At 50.6% G+C, this 18717-nt stretch carries 10 protein-coding genes and 2 pseudogenes; 10 read left to right on the top strand and 2 right to left on the bottom strand.

Going from position 1 to position 18717, the window contains the following annotated elements; translation table 11 throughout:
• Positions 1-2: 2 nt before the first annotated feature.
• Together aroC and prmB are read right to left on the bottom strand one after the other, a co-directional pair.
• Positions 3-1088 carry a chorismate synthase gene (aroC, locus tag GJV78_RS08970; protein ID WP_155108016.1) on the bottom strand — a complete coding sequence of 362 codons (1086 nt, stop codon included), beginning with the start codon at positions 1086-1088 and terminating at the stop codon, positions 3-5.
• A gap of 156 nt (positions 1089-1244) precedes the next feature.
• Positions 1245-2183 carry a 50S ribosomal protein L3 N(5)-glutamine methyltransferase gene (gene prmB / locus GJV78_RS08965; protein ID WP_167519472.1) on the bottom strand — a complete coding sequence of 313 codons (939 nt, stop codon included), beginning with the start codon at positions 2181-2183 and terminating at the stop codon, positions 1245-1247.
• Positions 2184-2349: 166 nt separating this feature from the next.
• On the opposite strand from prmB, the gene smrB reads away from it, so the two are divergent.
• The 10 genes and pseudogenes from smrB to GJV78_RS08915 all read left to right on the top strand — a co-directional run bounded on the left by smrB (position 2350) and on the right by GJV78_RS08915 (position 18625).
• The gene (gene smrB, locus GJV78_RS08960; RefSeq protein WP_155108015.1) at positions 2350-2901 is read left to right on the top strand and encodes an endonuclease SmrB; all 552 of its coding nucleotides are present in this window, start codon (positions 2350-2352) and stop codon (positions 2899-2901) included.
• Positions 2902-2979: 78 nt separating this feature from the next.
• Positions 2980-3197: pseudogene (locus GJV78_RS08955) on the top strand (tyrosine-type recombinase/integrase); the annotation flags it as partial.
• A gap of 18 nt (positions 3198-3215) precedes the next feature.
• Positions 3216-3467, top strand: a pseudogene (locus tag GJV78_RS08950) (integrase core domain-containing protein); the annotation flags it as partial.
• 695 nt (positions 3468-4162) lie between these two features.
• Positions 4163-4366, top strand: coding sequence for a hypothetical protein (locus tag GJV78_RS08945; RefSeq protein ID WP_155108013.1), 204 nt, complete (start codon positions 4163-4165; stop codon positions 4364-4366).
• 674 nt (positions 4367-5040) lie between these two features.
• Complete coding sequence (locus GJV78_RS23300; RefSeq protein ID WP_209439241.1) at positions 5041-6570, top strand: hypothetical protein; 1530 nt, start codon at positions 5041-5043, stop codon at positions 6568-6570.
• 19 nt (positions 6571-6589) lie between these two features.
• A complete protein-coding gene (locus GJV78_RS08935; protein WP_167519471.1) occupies positions 6590-7060 on the top strand; it encodes a toxin-activating lysine-acyltransferase in 471 nt (156 codons plus the stop codon).
• Positions 7057-10854, top strand: coding sequence for an AMP-binding protein (locus GJV78_RS08930; protein WP_155108012.1), 3798 nt, complete (start codon positions 7057-7059; stop codon positions 10852-10854). The genes GJV78_RS08935 and GJV78_RS08930 overlap by 4 nt, the downstream gene beginning before the upstream one ends.
• Positions 10851-15005 (top strand): non-ribosomal peptide synthetase, encoded by a 4155-nt coding sequence (locus tag GJV78_RS08925; protein ID WP_155108011.1) that lies wholly within the window; start codon positions 10851-10853, stop codon positions 15003-15005. The genes GJV78_RS08930 and GJV78_RS08925 overlap by 4 nt, the downstream gene beginning before the upstream one ends.
• A 241-nt stretch (positions 15006-15246) precedes the next feature.
• Positions 15247-16533: an HlyD family secretion protein gene (locus GJV78_RS08920; protein ID WP_155108010.1), complete on the top strand. Its 1287-nt coding sequence runs from the start codon at positions 15247-15249 to the stop codon at positions 16531-16533.
• Complete coding sequence (locus tag GJV78_RS08915) at positions 16526-18625, top strand: peptidase domain-containing ABC transporter (RefSeq protein ID WP_155108009.1); 2100 nt, start codon at positions 16526-16528, stop codon at positions 18623-18625. The genes GJV78_RS08920 and GJV78_RS08915 overlap by 8 nt, the downstream gene beginning before the upstream one ends.
• The last annotated feature ends 92 nt before the right edge of the window (positions 18626-18717 follow it).

The raw sequence follows: 18717 nt of genomic DNA, 5'->3' as shown, positions 1-18717 counted from the left end.
TTTTACCAGCGTGGAATATCAGTTTTCACATCCGCGTTCTGCGCCCGGTGGCGCAGCAGGTGGTCCATCAGCACCATCGCCAGCATCGCTTCGGCAATGGGCACCGCGCGAATACCGACGCACGGATCGTGTCGTCCCTTAGTGATCATCTCCACCTCTTCACCGGAGCGGTTGATGGTGCGGCCCGGCACGGTGATGCTGGAGGTAGGTTTCAGGGCCATATGCGCGATAATCTGCTGCCCGCTGCTGATACCGCCGAGGATCCCCCCGGCGTGGTTGCTCTGAAAACCGGCGCGGGTAATTTCATCACGATTCTGGCTGCCGCGCAGCGCCACTACGTCGAAGCCGTCGCCAATCTCCACGCCCTTCACCGCGTTGATGCTCATCAGGGCGTGGGCGATATCGGCATCCAGGCGATCGAAGACCGGCTCGCCGAGGCCCGGCGGCACGCCGTTGGCCACCACGGTTACCTTCGCCCCGATGGAGTCGCCCTCTTTCTTCAGGGTGCGCATCAGCTCATCGAGCGCCGCGATTTTATCCGGGTCCGGACAAAAGAACGGGTTTTGCTCCACCTGCTGCCAGTCCTTAATCGCCAGTGGGATATCCCCCATCTGGGTCAGGCAGCCCTGAATCATGATGCCGTACCGATCGGCGAGATATTTTTTGGCAATCGCCCCGGCCGCCACGCGCATTGCCGTTTCACGAGCGGAAGAGCGGCCGCCGCCGCGATAATCGCGCAGGCCATACTTCTGTTCCAGGGTGTAGTCGGCGTGGCCGGGACGGAAAAGGTCCTTGATGGCGCTGTAGTCCTGCGAGCGCTGATCGGTGTTCTCGATCAGCAGGCCAATGCTGGTGCCGGTGGTAACGCCTTCAAAGACCCCGGAGAGGATCTTGACCCGATCCGGCTCCCGGCGCTGGGTCGTGTAGCGCGAGGTGCCCGGACGCCGCCTGTCGAGATCGTGCTGCAGGTCGGCCTCGCTCAGAGGAAAGCCCGGCGGCACGCCGTCAACAATACAGCCGAGCGCCGGTCCGTGCGACTCACCGAAGGTGGTGACACGAAAGAGTTGTCCTGTTGTGTTTCCTGCCATTACCGCTCCGTTAGGGTTTTACGTTGTGGTGTGGTGGTGCGTTTTAAGCTGCATCCCTTAGCCAGGCGCGTCATCAGGGCGCAGGGGGACGAGCCTGCGACGACGGCACACGCCGTGCTCCGGGCCTGAATGCTCTGTCCGTGAACGATTAAGGCACTAAGCCTGGTCTGTATAGAGGCCGAAGCGTTCGCGAGCGGCAATCAGCTGCGCTTTGGTCAGCATAAAGACGCCGTCGCCGCCGTTATCAAATTCAAGCCAGGTAAACGGCACGTCAGGATACTGCTCCATCAGGTGTACCATGCTGTTTCCGACTTCACAAATCAGAATGCCGTTCTCCGCCAGGTAATCCGGCGCGCAGCCGAGAATACGGCGGGTCAATGTGAGGCCGTCGCTGCCGGACGCCAGACCCAGCTCCGGCTCGTGGCGATATTCGTTGGGCAGATCGGACATGTCCTCTGCGTCCACGTACGGCGGATTGGTGACGATCAGGTCATACTGCACCTTCGGCAGCTCGCGGAACAGATCGGAGCGAATTGGCGTCACCTGGTGGATCAGGCCGTGCGCTTCAATGTTGTGCTCGGCGACCGCCAGCGCGTCAACGGAGATGTCCACCGCGTCCACCTCCGCCTCCGGAAAGGCCCAGGCGCAGGCGATAGCGATACAGCCGCTGCCGGTGCACATATCGAGGATGTGGCGCGGCGGTTTGCCAACCAGCCCGGCGAAGCGGTTGTTGATCAGCTCGCCAATCGGCGAACGCGGCACCAGCACCCGCTCATCGACGTAAAACTCGTGGCCGCAGAACCAGGCTTTATTGGTCAGATAGGCAACCGGAACGCGCTCATTAACGCGGCGGATCACCCGCTCAACGATGCGGTGGCGTTCGCTGGAGGTCAGACGCGCGCTGTGCATCTCTGGCGGAATATCCAGCGGCAGGTAGAGAGAAGGCAGCACCAGCTGGACGGCTTCATCCCACGGGTTATCGGTCCCGTGACCATACCAGATATTCGCCGCGCTAAAACGACTTACCGCCCAGCGCAGCATATCCTGAATGGTATGCAGATCGCTTACTGCTTCATCAACGAAAATTTTGTCCACCTCTGTTCCTCCGGGCGCGCTCGCGTTAAATTCGGCGGCTAGTTTGCCATGAAGATGGTGATAAATCAGCATCCGGACGGCGGCAAGGGATGAAAATTACGTTTTACGCGATCGTATCCGCTCTTCGTCGGTTAGACTAACGCAAAATGAATAATGAGAAATGTAAATGAAAAAGAAAACATCGCTTAGCGAGGAGGATCAGGCGCTGTTTCGCCAGCTGATGACCGGCACCCGGCGAATGAAGCAGGATACGATTGTGCATCAGCCGCAGCGGAAAAAGCTCACCGTGGTGCCGGAGAAGCGCCTGCTTCAGGAGCAGGCGGATGCCAGCCACTATTTTTCCGACGAGTTTCAGCCGCTGCTGAACAGCGAAGGGCCGGTAAAGTACGTGCGCGCCGACGTCAGCCATTTTGAGCTAAAAAAATTACGCCGCGGCGACTACTCCCCGGAGCTGTTTCTCGATCTGCACGGGCTGACCCAGCAGCAGGCCAAACAGGAGTTAGGCGCGCTGATTGCCGCCTGCCGCCGCGAGCATCTCTTTTGCGCCTGCGTCATGCACGGCCACGGCAAGCACATTCTGAAGCAGCAGACGCCGCTATGGCTGGCACAGCACCCGCACGTCATGGCCTTTCACCAGGCTCCAAAGGCGTACGGCGGCGACGCCGCGCTGCTGGTGCTGATCGAAGTGGAAGAGTGGCAGCCGCCCGAACTTCCCTGACCGCTGAACGTGGCGGCGAGGCCGGGCAGAAGATGTAGAGAGGCTGCTGGATCGCACTCAAACTTACATGCTGGAAAAATTCCGGTGACGCCGCACACGTTCCGCCACAGCTACGCGATGCACATGCTATACGCCGGCATTCCACTGAAGGTATGGGCCACAAATCTATCAGTTCCACAGAGGCTTACACGAAAGTTTTTGCGCTCGATGTTGCCGCCCGCCACCGGGTGCAGTTCCAGATGCCGGAGACCGATGCTGTGGCCAAGCTGAAAGGCAACATGCATACGGCAGATTGATTATTAATTGTGTCAACGGATTGGTTGACGGGTAACGGTTCAGCCTACAGGACGCATGAATCAAGGACATTCGCCCGAATATTGGGGCTTGAGCCATACACGAAAGCAGTACGAAGCCCGGAAAGTAACGGCATAGCTGAAAGCTTCGTGAAGATGATAAAGCGGGATTACATCAGCATCATGCCAAAACCAGACAGCCAGCTAACGGTGATAAATCTGGCGCAGGAGTTCAGTCACTACAGCGAATATTACCCGCACGGCACACTGTAATATCGGTCATAGTCAGGAAGTTATCGCAACCGTAAAAGAGAAAGGGCGTCTGAATATAGGGGCAAATCCATCTCTGAGATTATAGATTTTTTGTTTTTATAATTTTATTCTTTATTTGGATTTTAGATTGTTTTATATTCCTTTTTGTTGCAAAAAAACCAGAATATTCACCTGCAAAAAATCCATATCATGGTTTTATTAAAACCTTAAGGCTTGTATCAGTGTAAGAATACCCCTTGACTATGTGTGGCGGGTATGGCAACTTCAACCAAAATCGTAAACACGAATCATTCTCTTTTAAGGAATATAAGTGATATGTTTTTTCTATTCCCAGGCTGAGACAAAAACATGAAGAAAATACGTGTTTATACTTTATTACTGCGACAAAATACTACTTTTATAATTTTTTTAGGATATAAGACACTGTAAAGGGTTATTATTATGAATTCAGCAACACTTCAGACATCGCTGAACTTTGGTTCTGGTTCGTATTACCCTACGTCGCGATTGTCGGTAGATTAAGTGTAATAGATAATCTTTCAGTGCTTCGTGAAGATGATAAAGCAGTATTACATCAGCGACATACCGAAACCGGATAGTCGGGCAGCGGTGATATATCTGGTGTTAGCGTTCAGTCACATAAAGTGGTTATTATTCTTATTGAATGCGATAGATCTATATAAAAGGAGATGAAAATGAGAAATTTAAATGATAGTGAAGTAGCGATTGTTTCAGGATCCATGTATGAAAGTGTTGATACCGCCTGTGCTCTTGCTGTGACAGGAATGGTTGTTTCTGTCGCTGCAGGTACCATCGCAGCAGCAGCCGCTGGCCTTAGTGCCATTGGAACTTGTATTTATAGCAATAATAGTAGTAATTATGATGATTCAACAAATTAACTAACTATAGATAAAAATGGAGAGATCGCATATGCTAGATAGGCTAATCAGCTTAGAGGTGAAGTCTATTCTCTTTTCGAATATGTATGCTAATATTTTATTAACTACGGTAGTGGCTTTGATTTTTATGATTGTAATGTATCAGTCACCAAATAAAGAGTGGTTAGTTTTTTCTACTGGCATGCTGATCATATGGGAAAGAATCCTTATACTGAAAATCAATAGATTGCAGTCTTCAAAGAAAATATAGCTTGCACCTGAATTTTGTAGTCTTCTATGTATAACGTTACCACCATTTCTTTTGATGCTATTCTCATTAGAATTAAAAAAGCAGCCTTCTACAAAGGCTGCATCTGTTAACGATCTCTCTCAGGTGCTCAAATCTTTATACTGAGATTTATTGGGTACAATTGGAGGAGCTGCTGGATATGGTGCGACATGTTGGTGGAGTGACACTTCTACGAATTAGTCTGATTCCCTAATATACGGTATCCACCGCAAGGCATTAGCCTGAAGCGAACTATAGTCAACAGGCTTATCTTTTGTAGGTGGATACCTTTATGTTTACGATCCGGCAAGTATAAGAATTAGATCGCCAGTAGCCAGTGTTACGATCGCCACGTATACATAATAGCCCGGTAATACAGGATGATTCAGTACGGATAAAAAATAAAATGAATAATCTATCAAGACTTACCGAATGCCTGATTCCCTTCATCACAAAAAAAGTATCAACCCGGCTGCTCTGGAGTAATGATTTAGATGACTCTCAACGGGAAGAGCTAAAACAGGCGACAAGTTATCTTATTGAAGAAAAGCAGCGGCATACTGTTTTTGATATCCGCGTCCCGCTTTTAACCAATGAGAAAATATTTTACGCCGAGCGTTACGGCGGCGGCGCAATTTCACGCAACGGTGGGGGTGCCCGCTGCGGCTTCGATGGACGCTGGCAAGTTAAGGGCATCGGTGCCAATGCGCTGGTTGGTCAGGGGTCCAGACAGGTCGACGGTGAACTGACGTTGACTGGCGCGGTGCTGGAAGCGATCTGGGGTGGCGTGATGGCTAAGCTGCTGCCGTATGGCGCGGTGCCGAACAAGGCGATATTACTGACTGAAAATGCCCTCGTTAGCAGCATACCGTTGGCTTCATCAACGGCCCATTCCAGCCGGGTCTTACTGGTGCGTGAACCGGTGGTACGGCCTGCCCATTTTTGTCGTGCCCCCTACTATCAGCCTCATGCCGCCATGCTCTCACAGCAAACCGACTGCGCGCGGGTTGAAAAACAGATCGCGGAAGCACCTTCGATGTTGCCACGTCCCGTAAGGTTTGAAAAAGAACAGTGGACGGCACTTGCGCAGGACGAACGTGCACTTTACGGACTTTGTGAACTGGCGCAACGCCTCGCGACTCAGATTGCCTGGTGCCGCAGTCGGCATTTAGTCATGATGACCTCGCCTTCTAATTGCGATCTGGAAGGTCGCTTGCTCGATTTTCACGGCGTACGCAGCGCCTTTCCCGATGAGCGCCAGGATGCCGGACGCAGCTACATTCAGTTCAATAAAATGATTGAAGATGCCCCTCTGCTGCTGCAGGGCGTTCAGGATGTTGGTTTTTACCTGGCCAAATATATGTTCGGGCCAGAATTTCTCGCCGCCGCACAACAGGCCATCAGCATGTCCTTCAGTACCGCATACAGAAAAACCTGCTTACTGGAAAATCTTGGCACGGCGGGCTTTGGCAAAGCATTTTTACACTCACTGCAGCTCACCGACGAACTGTTTGCCCTGGGCAACCGTTTGCAAAATCTTTTCGATCTGGCTGCGGGTTTCTTCTCGCAGCGTCAGGGGCTGGGTTGGGGAGATACACATCCCGCCATTTCCCTGCTACACAGGTTGATCGATGATTCAGCGAATGTCACACCAGCGAAGAACGTCTTGTCGGCGGAGGAGCGGTTTTCTCTGGCATTTCATCGACTATGCGCTGACTACCTTCAGGAATCACTGTCACAGGGCAAAACGGCTAACGAGTGGCGAAAAGCAATGAAGGATACTGTCACCAGGAGACTGTCTTCTCGTGCCTTTATGAGTCGTGACGCCATCCATCAGGAGATTGCGGACTGGCATGGTGACCCGGATAATATTTCTGAACGACTGTGCGCGTACCAGACTCACTTTAAACGTAAGGCTGTAAACACACTGCAATAATAAATCTAAGGATATTACTGTGAGCTTTATTACAGAAAGCCGACATGGCAAAAACAAATTCAGCCAGTATGAAAATCTGGGATTTGCCGTGAGTTGTATGCTGATGAACAATAATTACAGCCTGTATCATATTAAAACGCTACAGCTCTGGACACAGAAAGCGATTAATCATAACCAGTTCAAAATTTTATTCGATCATAAGGAGAATCCTTTAGGGTATATAACCTGGGCCTGGTTCAGGGATGATACGCTGGCTCGCCTGATTAACGATCCCCTGTTTCTCCCCCATAGCTCCGAATGGAACGAAGGGGGAACCCTGTGTATTCTGGATTTCTGCTGCCACCCCGGCAGTGCCAGACTGTGTATGGACTATCTGAAAGGCGTCGCACCGGTTATCGGGAGTGACCGCATTGTCTGGCGGGCCAAAAAATCCGGCAAACTGATGACAATGAAAAAAAGACAATACAGTGAGTCTGGGATGAAACCATGATTAAAAATAAGCTACTGGATTCGCAAACTGGCTTTTATTACGGCAGCAGAATCGGCGAAAACAAATCCGCCTACAATATCGCGGAATATGTTGAAATAACTCATCCACTGGAAATCGCGCACCTGAAACGCGCCATTAATTGGGTAATAAGCCAGAACCCGACGCTTCATGCAGGCTTTGCAGAGGATAACGGGGTCCCTTATCAATACACTTCAGCATGTGAATCTGCGCTGGACGTGGTGGATCTCTCATGGGATGACGATGGGCTGACCACCGCCACAACGTTGATGGAAAAAGATGCGGAGCGCTCCTTCTCTCTGGATAAACCGCCGCTATTCAGGCAGAAAATAATCATTCTGGGTGAAAACCATGTTCTGTGGTACTTCTGCAGCCATCATCTGCTGCTTGATGGCTATGGCACCTGTCTGTTTATTCACCAGGTCGCTGAGGCCTGCCAGAATCAGCCGCCGCTTCCGCCTGGCGTGACTCAGTTTCCAACGACAGAAGCGCTGCTCAGGGCGGAGTCGGATTACCGGGAGTCTGCGAATTATCTGGCGGACAGACAATTCTGGCAAGCCATCGTTCCCCATCTGCCCGACCCTGCAACGCTGGCTCGCCACAATATGCCATCGGGGCGGGTTATCCGTCATACAGAATCTTTTACGTGCCCTGCCGGATTCTTTTCTCCACAGGAGAATCGGCCCTCATGGGTATCGGGGCTTGTTGCGGCCGTGATGGCGTATCTGTATTTATGCTCAGGAGAAAAAGCACAGGTCATCGGCATTCCGATGATGGCACGCACAGGATATCCCGAGCGGCATGCGCTGGTATGTAAAACCAATGTTCTTCCGCTGGCGCTCACTCTCGGGGAAGCCACCACAGGACGGCAGCTGGCGCGGGAAATTGAGCTTGAACTCAAAAAGATTAAAAAGCATCAGGTTTTCCGCTATGAAGAGATAAAAAGCCTGCGGAGTCACTTCAACCTTTCGCCGTTGTTCAATATTGTCGTTAATATCATTCCCTTTGAAGCCGCGACGTCGTTTTCACCGCCGCAACGTAGCCTGGTACGCAACCTGCGATCCGGGAGCGCCCAGGATCTGGTTTTCAATATACGCCCCGATATTGACAATGAGATGCTTCGGTTTGAAATTGATGCTGACTCGGGGCTTTACGATCGGGCGAGCCTGGCCCGGCACGGTCAGGCGGTACAGAAACTGTACAGGCTGCTGTATGCTGAGCAGGGAGACATTTCACTCCAACAGTTAAGGGAGCACTTTGCTCTCTCTGTCTGCGGTAAAGAAAGCAACTGCAAAGTTGACGATGTCCTGCATTGCATTGAACACACAGTGAACCAGGCACCTCACCGTCTTGCCATTTGCACACCGGATCACCCTTCGGCGTCGCTCAGCCATTTAACTTATGCACATCTGCAGCAGCATGTCGTGGCATGCGCCGACCAGCTTGCCCCGGTATGCTCGCCGAATACGGTGCTTTTGCTTGATCTTCCTAAAGGCCCGGAGGCAATCATCTGCATGCTGGCTTCACTGCAGCTGAATAAGCCATTCGTCAACCTGAATTCAGGAGCCGATGAAGCGGAATATCAGCGTGTGCTCGAACAATTCAACGACGCCATATTAATCACCGGACGCACATTTAAACGTCAGAACCTGCTAAGCGCTATGAGCCACTGGCAAAATCTGGCGGGCGGTAACCCGCATTTCACCCTTTTCCGATGCCGAAGACCCGACAGCCGCACTGACCTGCCCGCCGGCATCGGCTATATCATGTTTACGTCCGGCTCCACCGGGACTCCCAAAGGTGTTATGTGCAGCAGGCATTCTCTGAACGCTTTCACCGCCGCCGCCATTAACCGCTACTGTATCGCTCCGCCCGATCGCATATTACAGTTTGCCCCGCTTTTTTTTGATGCCAGTATTGAGGAAATCTTCATTACACTCGCATCGGGCGCCAGCCTGTACATTGCGCCAGATATAACGACGCATGAGTTTCCGGCGCTGCTTCAGTTCTGCGAAACGTATCGCATCAGCTTGCTGGATCTTCCTACCGCCTATTTTAACGAATTACTGTTTGCGCTCGGTGCTGAGCGACAGTTACCGCCGACAGTCACGACTGTAATTGTCGGCGGGGAAAGCCTTTCGGAGCGTACCCGGGCGCACTGGTTTTTACACCATCCCGGCGGCAGACGATTGATTAACTCATATGGTCCGACTGAGGCAACGGTGGTAGCGACGGCAGCCGCAGTCAAAAATGATGATGCCCCCGTTACGATTGGTACTCCACTCAAGGGCGTCCTTACCGCGATTGTTGGCGATAATCTCAAACCCGTCCCGGTTGGTAATCCTGGTGAGTTGCTGATTGCCGGGGCGACCGTCAGCATGGGATACCTGAATCAACCAGCGCTGAGCGCGGAAAAATTCGTATCTCTTGAGGTTAACGGTCAACAATTGCCTGCATTCCGCACCGGTGATATAGCCTGCATGGTTGACGATCGGCAGTTACTGTTTCTGGGGCGAAAAGTGCGCGAAACAAAAATTGCGGGCCAGCGTGTGAATATGAGCGAGACAGAGTCCTGCATCGCTAAACTGCCGGGCATTGTCGAAGTTGCCGTGCTGGCGAAAAGTGGTGACGCGGGCGTCACGCTTTTCGCGCATTATCATGGCCCTCAGCCGCTGGACGAATCAATCCGGCGCACGCTATACGGAAAGCTACCCAATTCGCACATTCCACAACATTTTATACATCACCAAATGCCGCTGACAAAGCTGGCTAACGGCAAGATCGATTACCGAACTCTTGAAAGGCACACCCGGACGCCTGTGCCAGAATATGAGCCGCGTCCGGCAACGTTCATGGCACTGGTCCATGACACGTGGATGAATATACTGGGCTGCGACGAGGGGGACTTTTTCTCTCTCGGTGGCGAGTCACTGCAGGCAATAAAAATCATTAATACCCTTAACGGTTACTGCCAGCTCGATTTGAACCTGCGGGATATTTTTGAAAATCCGGAGCCTGCGGCCTTGTACCAGCATCTGGTTAAGCTGGCACATTCGCGTTATGGGCTTAGTCAATACCACCTGGACATCCGCTGTGCCATTGGCCAGTGCCTGTCCACAGCTATAAGCACCCAGGCTCCTCCTGCGCTCTTTATCCAGAAGCCTGACGGAACGGACGAAAGGTATTTGCTGGACCGCCTCGCCACCAGGTGTGAGGCTCGTATTCTCACGTCAGAGGATGAGGTTCGCCTGACTGCCGGGCTGCCGCTGGTCGCTGCCGTATTCAGCGTACCGGAGGTACCGTCACAATATGTGGCCTGGCTTAATTCACTCCCATCCCTGCTGTTCATGCTATCGGGTCGGGTTCAACAAATGATTTTTCTGTATAGCCCGGTAAACAGCGGCAGGCTGGCGCAGGATCTGTTGCGCGATTACCGACACGAAAGACTACGGCTGATACGTAAGGCTGGCCACCATCTTCAGCGTATTGATGAGGGTATGTCTGAATTGATCGCTCTCTGCGTGCAGCTGGGATATTTTCCACACATCAGGTTTGATACCGCATATGAACGGTTGAGCCGTTGCGTACTGAAAAGCATGGGTATCGAAGATGGCGAGAGTATCGACAACCATGCCGCTTTCGCCGCTGCACAGCAAAAGAACCCAGGTATGCAACTCTGCGATCTGTCTGACTGGCTCAATCAGGTTTCCGCCAGCGGTCAGACCAGGCGCGTATTCACCGTCTCCAGCATAAAAGAAAAAGGATTAAATTCATGAGCGTGATGGGGCTGGTCAAACTTATAGATATGGCGAAAAAGGGTGCCAGATTCGGCAGACTATCATCCCGACATCCGGAGATCGAGGGAGTTGATGACGCCGAAATCAGTGCGGCACACTCGGAAATCACCGCATTCCTTTCCACCTGTGCGCCCGCAAAATCCTCCCGGCCCCAAATGGATAAACCGGGTTACCTCGTCAGTCGCTATGCAAGCCAATATCTGTGGCTGTATGAGAATTTCACCCAAAAAAGCGCAATGTATAATATCCCGATAGCCCGGGAGATCGTCGGCCCCTTTGACCCGGCACGTCTGCTTTCTGCTCTTGAAAAATTGCTCAGACGACATGCCGCGCTTCGCGGCCACTACCGGCTCGACGGCGTGGAGATCATCGCTGACATCGCCACTCCTGATGCACTCTCTGTCGAAGGGCGACTGGAAGACATTAGCGCTGCTGATGACGAGGAACAGCAAAAAAGAGTGAAGGATGCCCTGCAGGCGCAGTGCAGCGTTCCGTTCGACCTCAGCAGTGAACTGCCGCTGCGTTGTCTTATCCTGAAGAAAAGCGCGCAACACCACTGTCTGTTTTTGACCTTTCATCATTGCGTCGTGGACGGCTGGACAGCTAACCTGCTGATTGATGAACTCAGCCATGGCTACCACTCCGGGGAGGAGCTTTTACGTTTCAACAGCGACCATGCTTTTTTCCGTTTTCTTGAAGATCCTTTTATTACCGTCGGAAATGTCGAAGAAAGTCTCAAATACTGGCTTGATGAGCTTTACAATGCTCCGGCCAAACATGCCCTGGAATATGATATTGCTATCACCTCAGCGGATAGGATGCAGAATATCATCAGGGAATCCCTTGCGGATAATTTACAGCAGTCGTTGACACAGCTATCCCGACGTGCCAGTACTTCGTTGTTTACCCTGCTGCACACGGCCTTCGCGCTGTTAATGGCCAGAGAGTCGAAATCGGAACGGGTGGTCATCGGCAGTCCGGTTGCCAACAGAAGCGAGCCCGGGTTAAATACCGCTATCGGTAGTTTCGTCAACACCGTTGCCTGGCAGTTCCATGTCGCCGCTGACGACAGTTTTTGTACGTTATTGCAAAAGAGTGTGGATAAATTCTCCCGCTCGTTCAGGCATCAGGGATTACCGTTCTCTTATCTGGTTGAGCAACTGAAGCCTGCCCGCGGTAAATTCCATCCCATTTTCCAGATTATGTTTGTCTGCCAGCATCGTAAAAGTAACGAACTGACTTTTGGAGCAGCTCAGGTTGCCACTCTGCCGAGAAGTTATGCGCCGCCCAAGTTTGACCTGGTACTCGAAGTCATCTCCACCGCAGAAGGCATTCAGTTTGAATGGCAATATAATAGCCGCTTATTCGCACCTCAGCGTATCAGGGCGCTGGCGCAGGCTTATACACTGCTGCTGCAACAAATCGCACACGATCCCCGGCAGCCCGTTGACCGCTACACCCTGACACCTGCTGACGATATCCCACGACTGCGCACTCTTTCTGTGGGAACGGAGATGCCGCACTTCCTTCACCAGAACTTAGCGCAGCGGTTGTGGCATGCGGGTAAGAACCATGCGGCCCTGCCGGCACTGACAGAAGGCAATCGTGTGTGGCATTACGATGAACTTCTACAGAACGCCAGCGCTATTGCGCAGTGGCTGAAAATTTACACAGCCCGACAGGCACTTATTGCCGTCGATCTTCCGCGCGGTGCTCAGCAGGCAATCGCCGTACTGGGCATCGTTTTAGCCGGACGCGCTTATTTGCCCCTGGCCGAAGGTCTACCGGACAAACGCGCCGCCGATATAATCCGTCTTTCAGGCTGCGACTGTGTCCTGAATGATGCAACTTCTCAGCATTCCCGCTACCCGTCCGGGCTTCGCTGTCAGACTCTCGAAGCGATTTTTTCCACGGCTCACCTGCGCGATGAATTTCATTTCACACCGGGGAAGGCTGATGACCTCGCCTATGTTATTTACACGTCGGGAACGACGGGTACGCCTAAAGGCGTGGCTGTTGAGCACGGTGCGGTCACCAACACCCTGCTAACAATGAATCATCTGTTTAACGTTTCACCTCAGGACAATGTATTAGCCATCGCAGATTTGGCTTTCGACCTGTCTGTTTATGATCTGTTCGGCAGCTGGCTCGCCGGTGCCACTGTGGTCAGTCTGTCGACGAAAACGGCCAGAGAGCCTGCCTCATGGCTGAACGAGATACGGCAACAGCGGATTAGCATCTGGAATTCAGTCCCCGCGATTCTGCAAATGCTGATGCAATATTGCGAGCAGGAAAATATCGCTTCCCTGCCGGAGCTGCGGCAGATCTGGCTGAGCGGGGATCGCATTTCTCCGCGGCTAATCGCACAGGCACACAGGCTGTGTCCTGATGCGGCCATTACCAGCCTTGGCGGTGCCACTGAAGGCGCCATCTGGTCAATCCACTATCCTCTGGCGCGGGATGCACAATACAGAAACGCCATCCCCTACGGCGTCGCCCTGCCCAACCAGAGTATGTGGGTACTGAATGAAAATCTTGAGCCATGCGGTTATGGCGTAACTGGTGATATTTTTATCGGCGGCGCAGGTGTTGCCCGGGAATACTGGCGCGATCGGCTAACTACTGACAAGAGCTTTATAATCTGTACGGAGTCTGGCGAACGCCTCTACCGTACAGGCGATCGCGGTCGCTGGCACCGCAGCGGTTATATCGAATTTCTTGGTCGTGAAGACCTGCAGGTGAAAGTACAGGGTTATCGCATTGAACTGGGTGAAATCGAATGCGCTCTCAATAGCAGCGAACTGGTTGCCGAGGCCTGCGTTGTATGCCACGGTGACCCAGGCAGCAACGAACGCTACCTGGAAGCCTGGATTACGCTGACGCCAGTGGGAAAATTGGACGCCCGCGCGCAAGAGCGGATACAGGAACATCTGATGGCCCTCTTACCCGCTTATATGGTGCCAGCCAGGTACCACATCATCGAACGTATTCCGCTTTCACACAACGGTAAACTGGATCGTTCACAGTTATCCCCGGGTACGGTACATCATCAGGCTGGTTCCCGTCTCCCTGCTGCTGCCACGCCCGAAGTGTTGCACCTGCAAACGCTGCTGGCGGAGACGCTGAATTGTTCGCCGGAACAGATAAACATGCACGCCAGTTTTTTTGATAATGGGGGTAGTTCACTCTCAGGGATCATATTACTGGGGAGAATTAAGCGAACCCTGAACGTTGACCTGTCGCTGGCGGAAATTCTCGGCTATCAGCAGCTCACGTCGCTGGCTGAACGCCTTCGTCAAAATCACCCACTGGCGCTGTCGATGCTGTCAGGAAAGGTGAACTGCCCTACTCTGGCTACGCTGTATCTGGTCCACGGCGCTGGCGGTCAGGTACACCAGTATACCGGTTTAATCCGGGCGCTGGGCTTTCGGGCCAATGTCATCACGATCGCCAGCCCCGGTCTGGCGGAGCCTGAGGCCTGCGAAACACTGACCCTGCAACAGCTGGCCGCAGCCCATCTGTCGACCATACCGCGAAGTGGACGTGCTCTTGCCGTTATCGCAGGCTGGTCATTAGGCGGGCAGTTAGCCGTTCATATGGCCGCGCTGGCCTCAGAGCAAGGATCGCCTTTTGCTCATGCCATCGTCATCGACAGTGGTCTGCCCTCTTCTGAGCCGCTGAAGAAACGCCGGTTCAGTGTTGCGCAGTGCTACCTGAACCTTTTTGATTCACTCGGCATTGCGCGCGATTTATGCCGACAAAAAGGAACAGATGTCCAAAACAGTTTCACTGACGAAGTCAGGGATTACTACGCCCTTAATCAATCAGTTATTGGCGAAAAAATGACTCCTGAGCATGCAGAAGCTTTTTGTCGGGCAGTGAAAAGCTCGTTCGAACTGATTGAGAATGCAGGTCCTCTGCCCCGGCTCGACATTCCAGTGACGCTGTGGCTCAGCGAGGAGCGTCGGAGTAAACAGCCTGAGCTTTCACAAAGATGGAAAGCACAATCCTCATGTAACGTTCAGCTCAACTGGTGCAGAGAAACCCATTACAACATTCTGAATAATGCCCGGCTTCAACGGGCCTTGCTCGGGCTGCTCGGCACTTTATCAACTGTATCGGTTAAATAAGGTGATTCAATATAAGCTGAACCAATAATACTTTTCGGGGTACAGATGAAACTATGGTTATTCTGGTGTTGCTTATTTTTCATTAACCGAATGTTGGTGAATGTTTTTCTTTCGCTCTGTTATCCCGAAGAAATTTCAGTAACAAATTCTCTAAATTAACTTGTAAAATTAATAGTCTGGATTTGCTTACTCTATTTATCAGATTCAGACAGGTTTGAATTTCAATCTAAAAACGGATTTTATGCAAAATTTATTTCGGAAAGAAGCCACTGAGTATCAACGCGCAAAATGGGCTGGTAGTGCGCTATTGATCACAGGTATGCCAGTCTGGTTGTATGTTTCCTTGTCATTGGTGTTTATTTTTGGTTTTCTCTGTTTTATTATGTTTGGAAATTATACTCGGCGCATCAATGTCTATGGGGAAATAACGACATTTCCTCATTCAATAAACATTGTTTCACCGCAACAGGGTTTCATAGCTGAACGTTTCGTTAATGTTGGTGATATTGTTCGTAAAGGTCAGCAGCTTTATCAGCTTGATGTCAGCCGAGTGACTGAAACTGGTAAGGTCAGTGCTAATACGCGGACGGCGCTGGAGAATCAGTTGCAACATGTTGATAATATCATAAAAAAACTCCAGGAAAATAAAAGCATAACGCTGCATAATCTGAATGCACAAAAAAAACAGTATGAAACAGCACACATGCAATCCAGACAATTGCTTGATAATGCACGTGAAGGGATGGCTTTTGCCCGAAACAATATGACTTCCTATAAAGGATATCATCAGCGTGGCCTAATAACGAAAGATCAGCTCAGTTCTCAAACCTATTCATTTTATCAGCAACAGAACTTATTCCAGAATCTGTACAGCCAGCATATTCAGGAATCACTGCAGATTACTAATCTGGAAAGTGATATTGTTACACGTGCGGCTGATTTTGATAATCAGATTTCTCAATACCAATATCAGCGTAGCGATTTAGAGCGGCAACTGTCAGAAGCAGACGCCAGCGGAACATTGATTATAAATGCCCCGGCCAATGGGCGTATTGAATCCCTCAGTGTCACTCTGGGCCAAATGATAAACAGCGGAGATAATCTGGCACAGATTATCCCATATAGTAACGCTATTTATCAGTTAGTACTATGGCTACCGAATAGCAGTCTCCCTTATGTTTCGGTTGGCGATGCTATTAACATTCGTTATGACGCCTTTCCTTATGAGAAATTCGGACAATTTTCCGGCAAAATAGAAAGTATTGCTTACGTCCCGGCATCCATTCAGGAAATGTCCACCTACAGCAGTTCTCCAGTCAATCAAACGGTCGAGCAGATGGCATCTTATTATAAGGTTATTGTCGCATTGGAAAAAACGCAGCTCAGTTATCAGGGGAAAATGTTGCAACTAACTAACGGTATGCGTGCTCAGTCAACTTTCTTTTTGGAGAAAAGGCCTTTATATCAATGGATGTTCTCGCCTTTCTACGATATGAAAAAAAGTCTGGTGGGCCCGATAAATGACTGAAACCTATTTTGAAATATTGAAGAATAAACTGAACCTGACGCTAAACCGCAGGGTACCGCAAATTTTACAGACCGAAGCATCAGAATGTGGACTGGCCTGTCTGGCAATGGTATGCCATTACCACGGGTTGCAAATTGATTTGTTTAATCTACGCAGTCGCTACGGTTATTCCTCCCGGGGTGCAACACTGTCTGCACTAATGGATATCGCCGGAGCGTTGAAGCTGCAATCACGCGCGCTGTCATTGAATATCGATGAACTCAGGGCGTTAAAAATGCCCTGTATCCTGCATTGGGATATGAAGCATTTCGTTGTTCTTGTTAGCGTAAGCCGGAGGCGGGCTGTGATCCACGATCCTGCCTTCGGACGCAAGGTGATGGAGTTGCATGAATTGTCGCGACATTTCACCGGTGTTGCGCTTGAGCTGACACCTGACAATGAGTTTCAACCTATAAAGCAACAAAGTCGATTGCGTTTCCGTAAATTAATGAGCAATGTACGCGGTCTTAAAAGCGCATTATTGAAGATTTTTTGCCTTTCAATAATTATTGAAGCCGTTAATCTGTTATTGCCGGTCGGAACGCAACTGGTCATGGATCACGTCATTCTGGCTGGCGATCATGATCTTCTTGCGTTGATATGTATAGGACTATTGTTTTTTATTTTATTCCGTGCTTGCGTATCTATGTTGCGAGCGTGGATATCAATTGTTATGGGGTCATTAATAGACGTACAGTGGAAAGCCGGAGTTTTCGAGCATCTGATGAAGCTGCCACTTTCGTTCTTCGAAAAGCGTAAACTCGGTGATATTCAATCCCGTTTTGGATCTTTGGATACCATCAGGACGACATTCACTACCAGCATAGTCAGCAGTATTATTGATGGCATTATGTCTGTCGGAGTGTTTATCATGATGCTGCTCTATGGTGGATGGCTGGTATGGGTAGTACTCGGTTTTACGGCAGCATATATTACTCTGAGGTTATCAACTTACCAATACTATCGGCAACTGTCGGAAGAACAGCTGGTAAAGGCGGCACGCGCAGGCTCACACTTTATGGAGTCATTATATAGCATCAGTACGCTGAAGGCGCTGGGATTATCCGCAATTCGCTCGCAATACTGGCTAAACCTGACAGTGGAAACGATCAACGCCGGTATTAAGCTCACCAAACTAAATATGATGTTTGGTGGCTTCGGTACATTTATTGCGACCTGCGACCAGATTATCATTCTGTGGTTAGGAGCAGCATTGGTTATCGACAATGAAATGACGCTGGGGATGTTTGTTGCTTTCAACGCTTATCGAGGCCAGTTTTCTGAGCGAGCCAGCAGTCTGATCGATATGATGCTTCAACTTCGGATGTTAAGTTTGCACAATGAAAGGATAGCCGACATAGTATTATCCTCACCAGAACAGCAGATGCCTGCTCGACAGTTATTCACTAAAGGCAAGGCCGTAGCGCTTCAAATTAGAAACCTTCGCTACCAATACGATCGGCTAACGAAGCCTGTCGTTTCGGATTTGAACCTCGACATTGCAGCGGGTGAGAGTGTGGCGATCATTGGTCCTTCTGGTGTGGGCAAAACCACATTGATGAAATTAATGTGTGGACTGCTGACGCCGGATAGCGGGTCTATTATGGTCGATGGTATGGATATCAGCAGTATTGGCGTTAATAACTATCGTCAGTGTATTGCTTGTGTTTTGCAGGATGACAAGCTGCTGGCGGGCTCTATTGCTGAAAATATTTCAGGGTTTGATTCTGAGCAGGATTTGAAACGTGTAGAGGCCTGTGCCCGTCGCTGCAATATGCATAACGATATTCAAAATATGCCTATGGGATATGAGACGTTAATCGGAGAATTAGGCGGCAGCCTATCCGGCGGGCAGAAACAGCGGATTCTGATCGCTCGTGCATTATATCGCAGACCGAGCATATTATTTATGGATGAGGCAACCAGCCACTTAGACCTGGAAAATGAAGCACATATCAATAACGCAATTGCGCAACTGAACATCACTCGCATCATAATCGCACACCGCCCTTCGACCATTGCATCGGCCGATCGAGCCATTAAGTTAGGATGATAGATGATTATACCAGGAAATGTGCACTAACATAGCCAATGATGTTATCGAAGATCGAGAGCGTTCAGAATTCTGTGTCACGTTAAAAATGC

This window comes from Intestinirhabdus alba, assembly GCF_009711095.1.
In the GTDB taxonomy this organism is placed as follows: Bacteria; Pseudomonadota; Gammaproteobacteria; order Enterobacterales; family Enterobacteriaceae; genus Intestinirhabdus; species Intestinirhabdus alba.
This window is presented reverse-complemented; position numbering and strand designations above follow the sequence as displayed.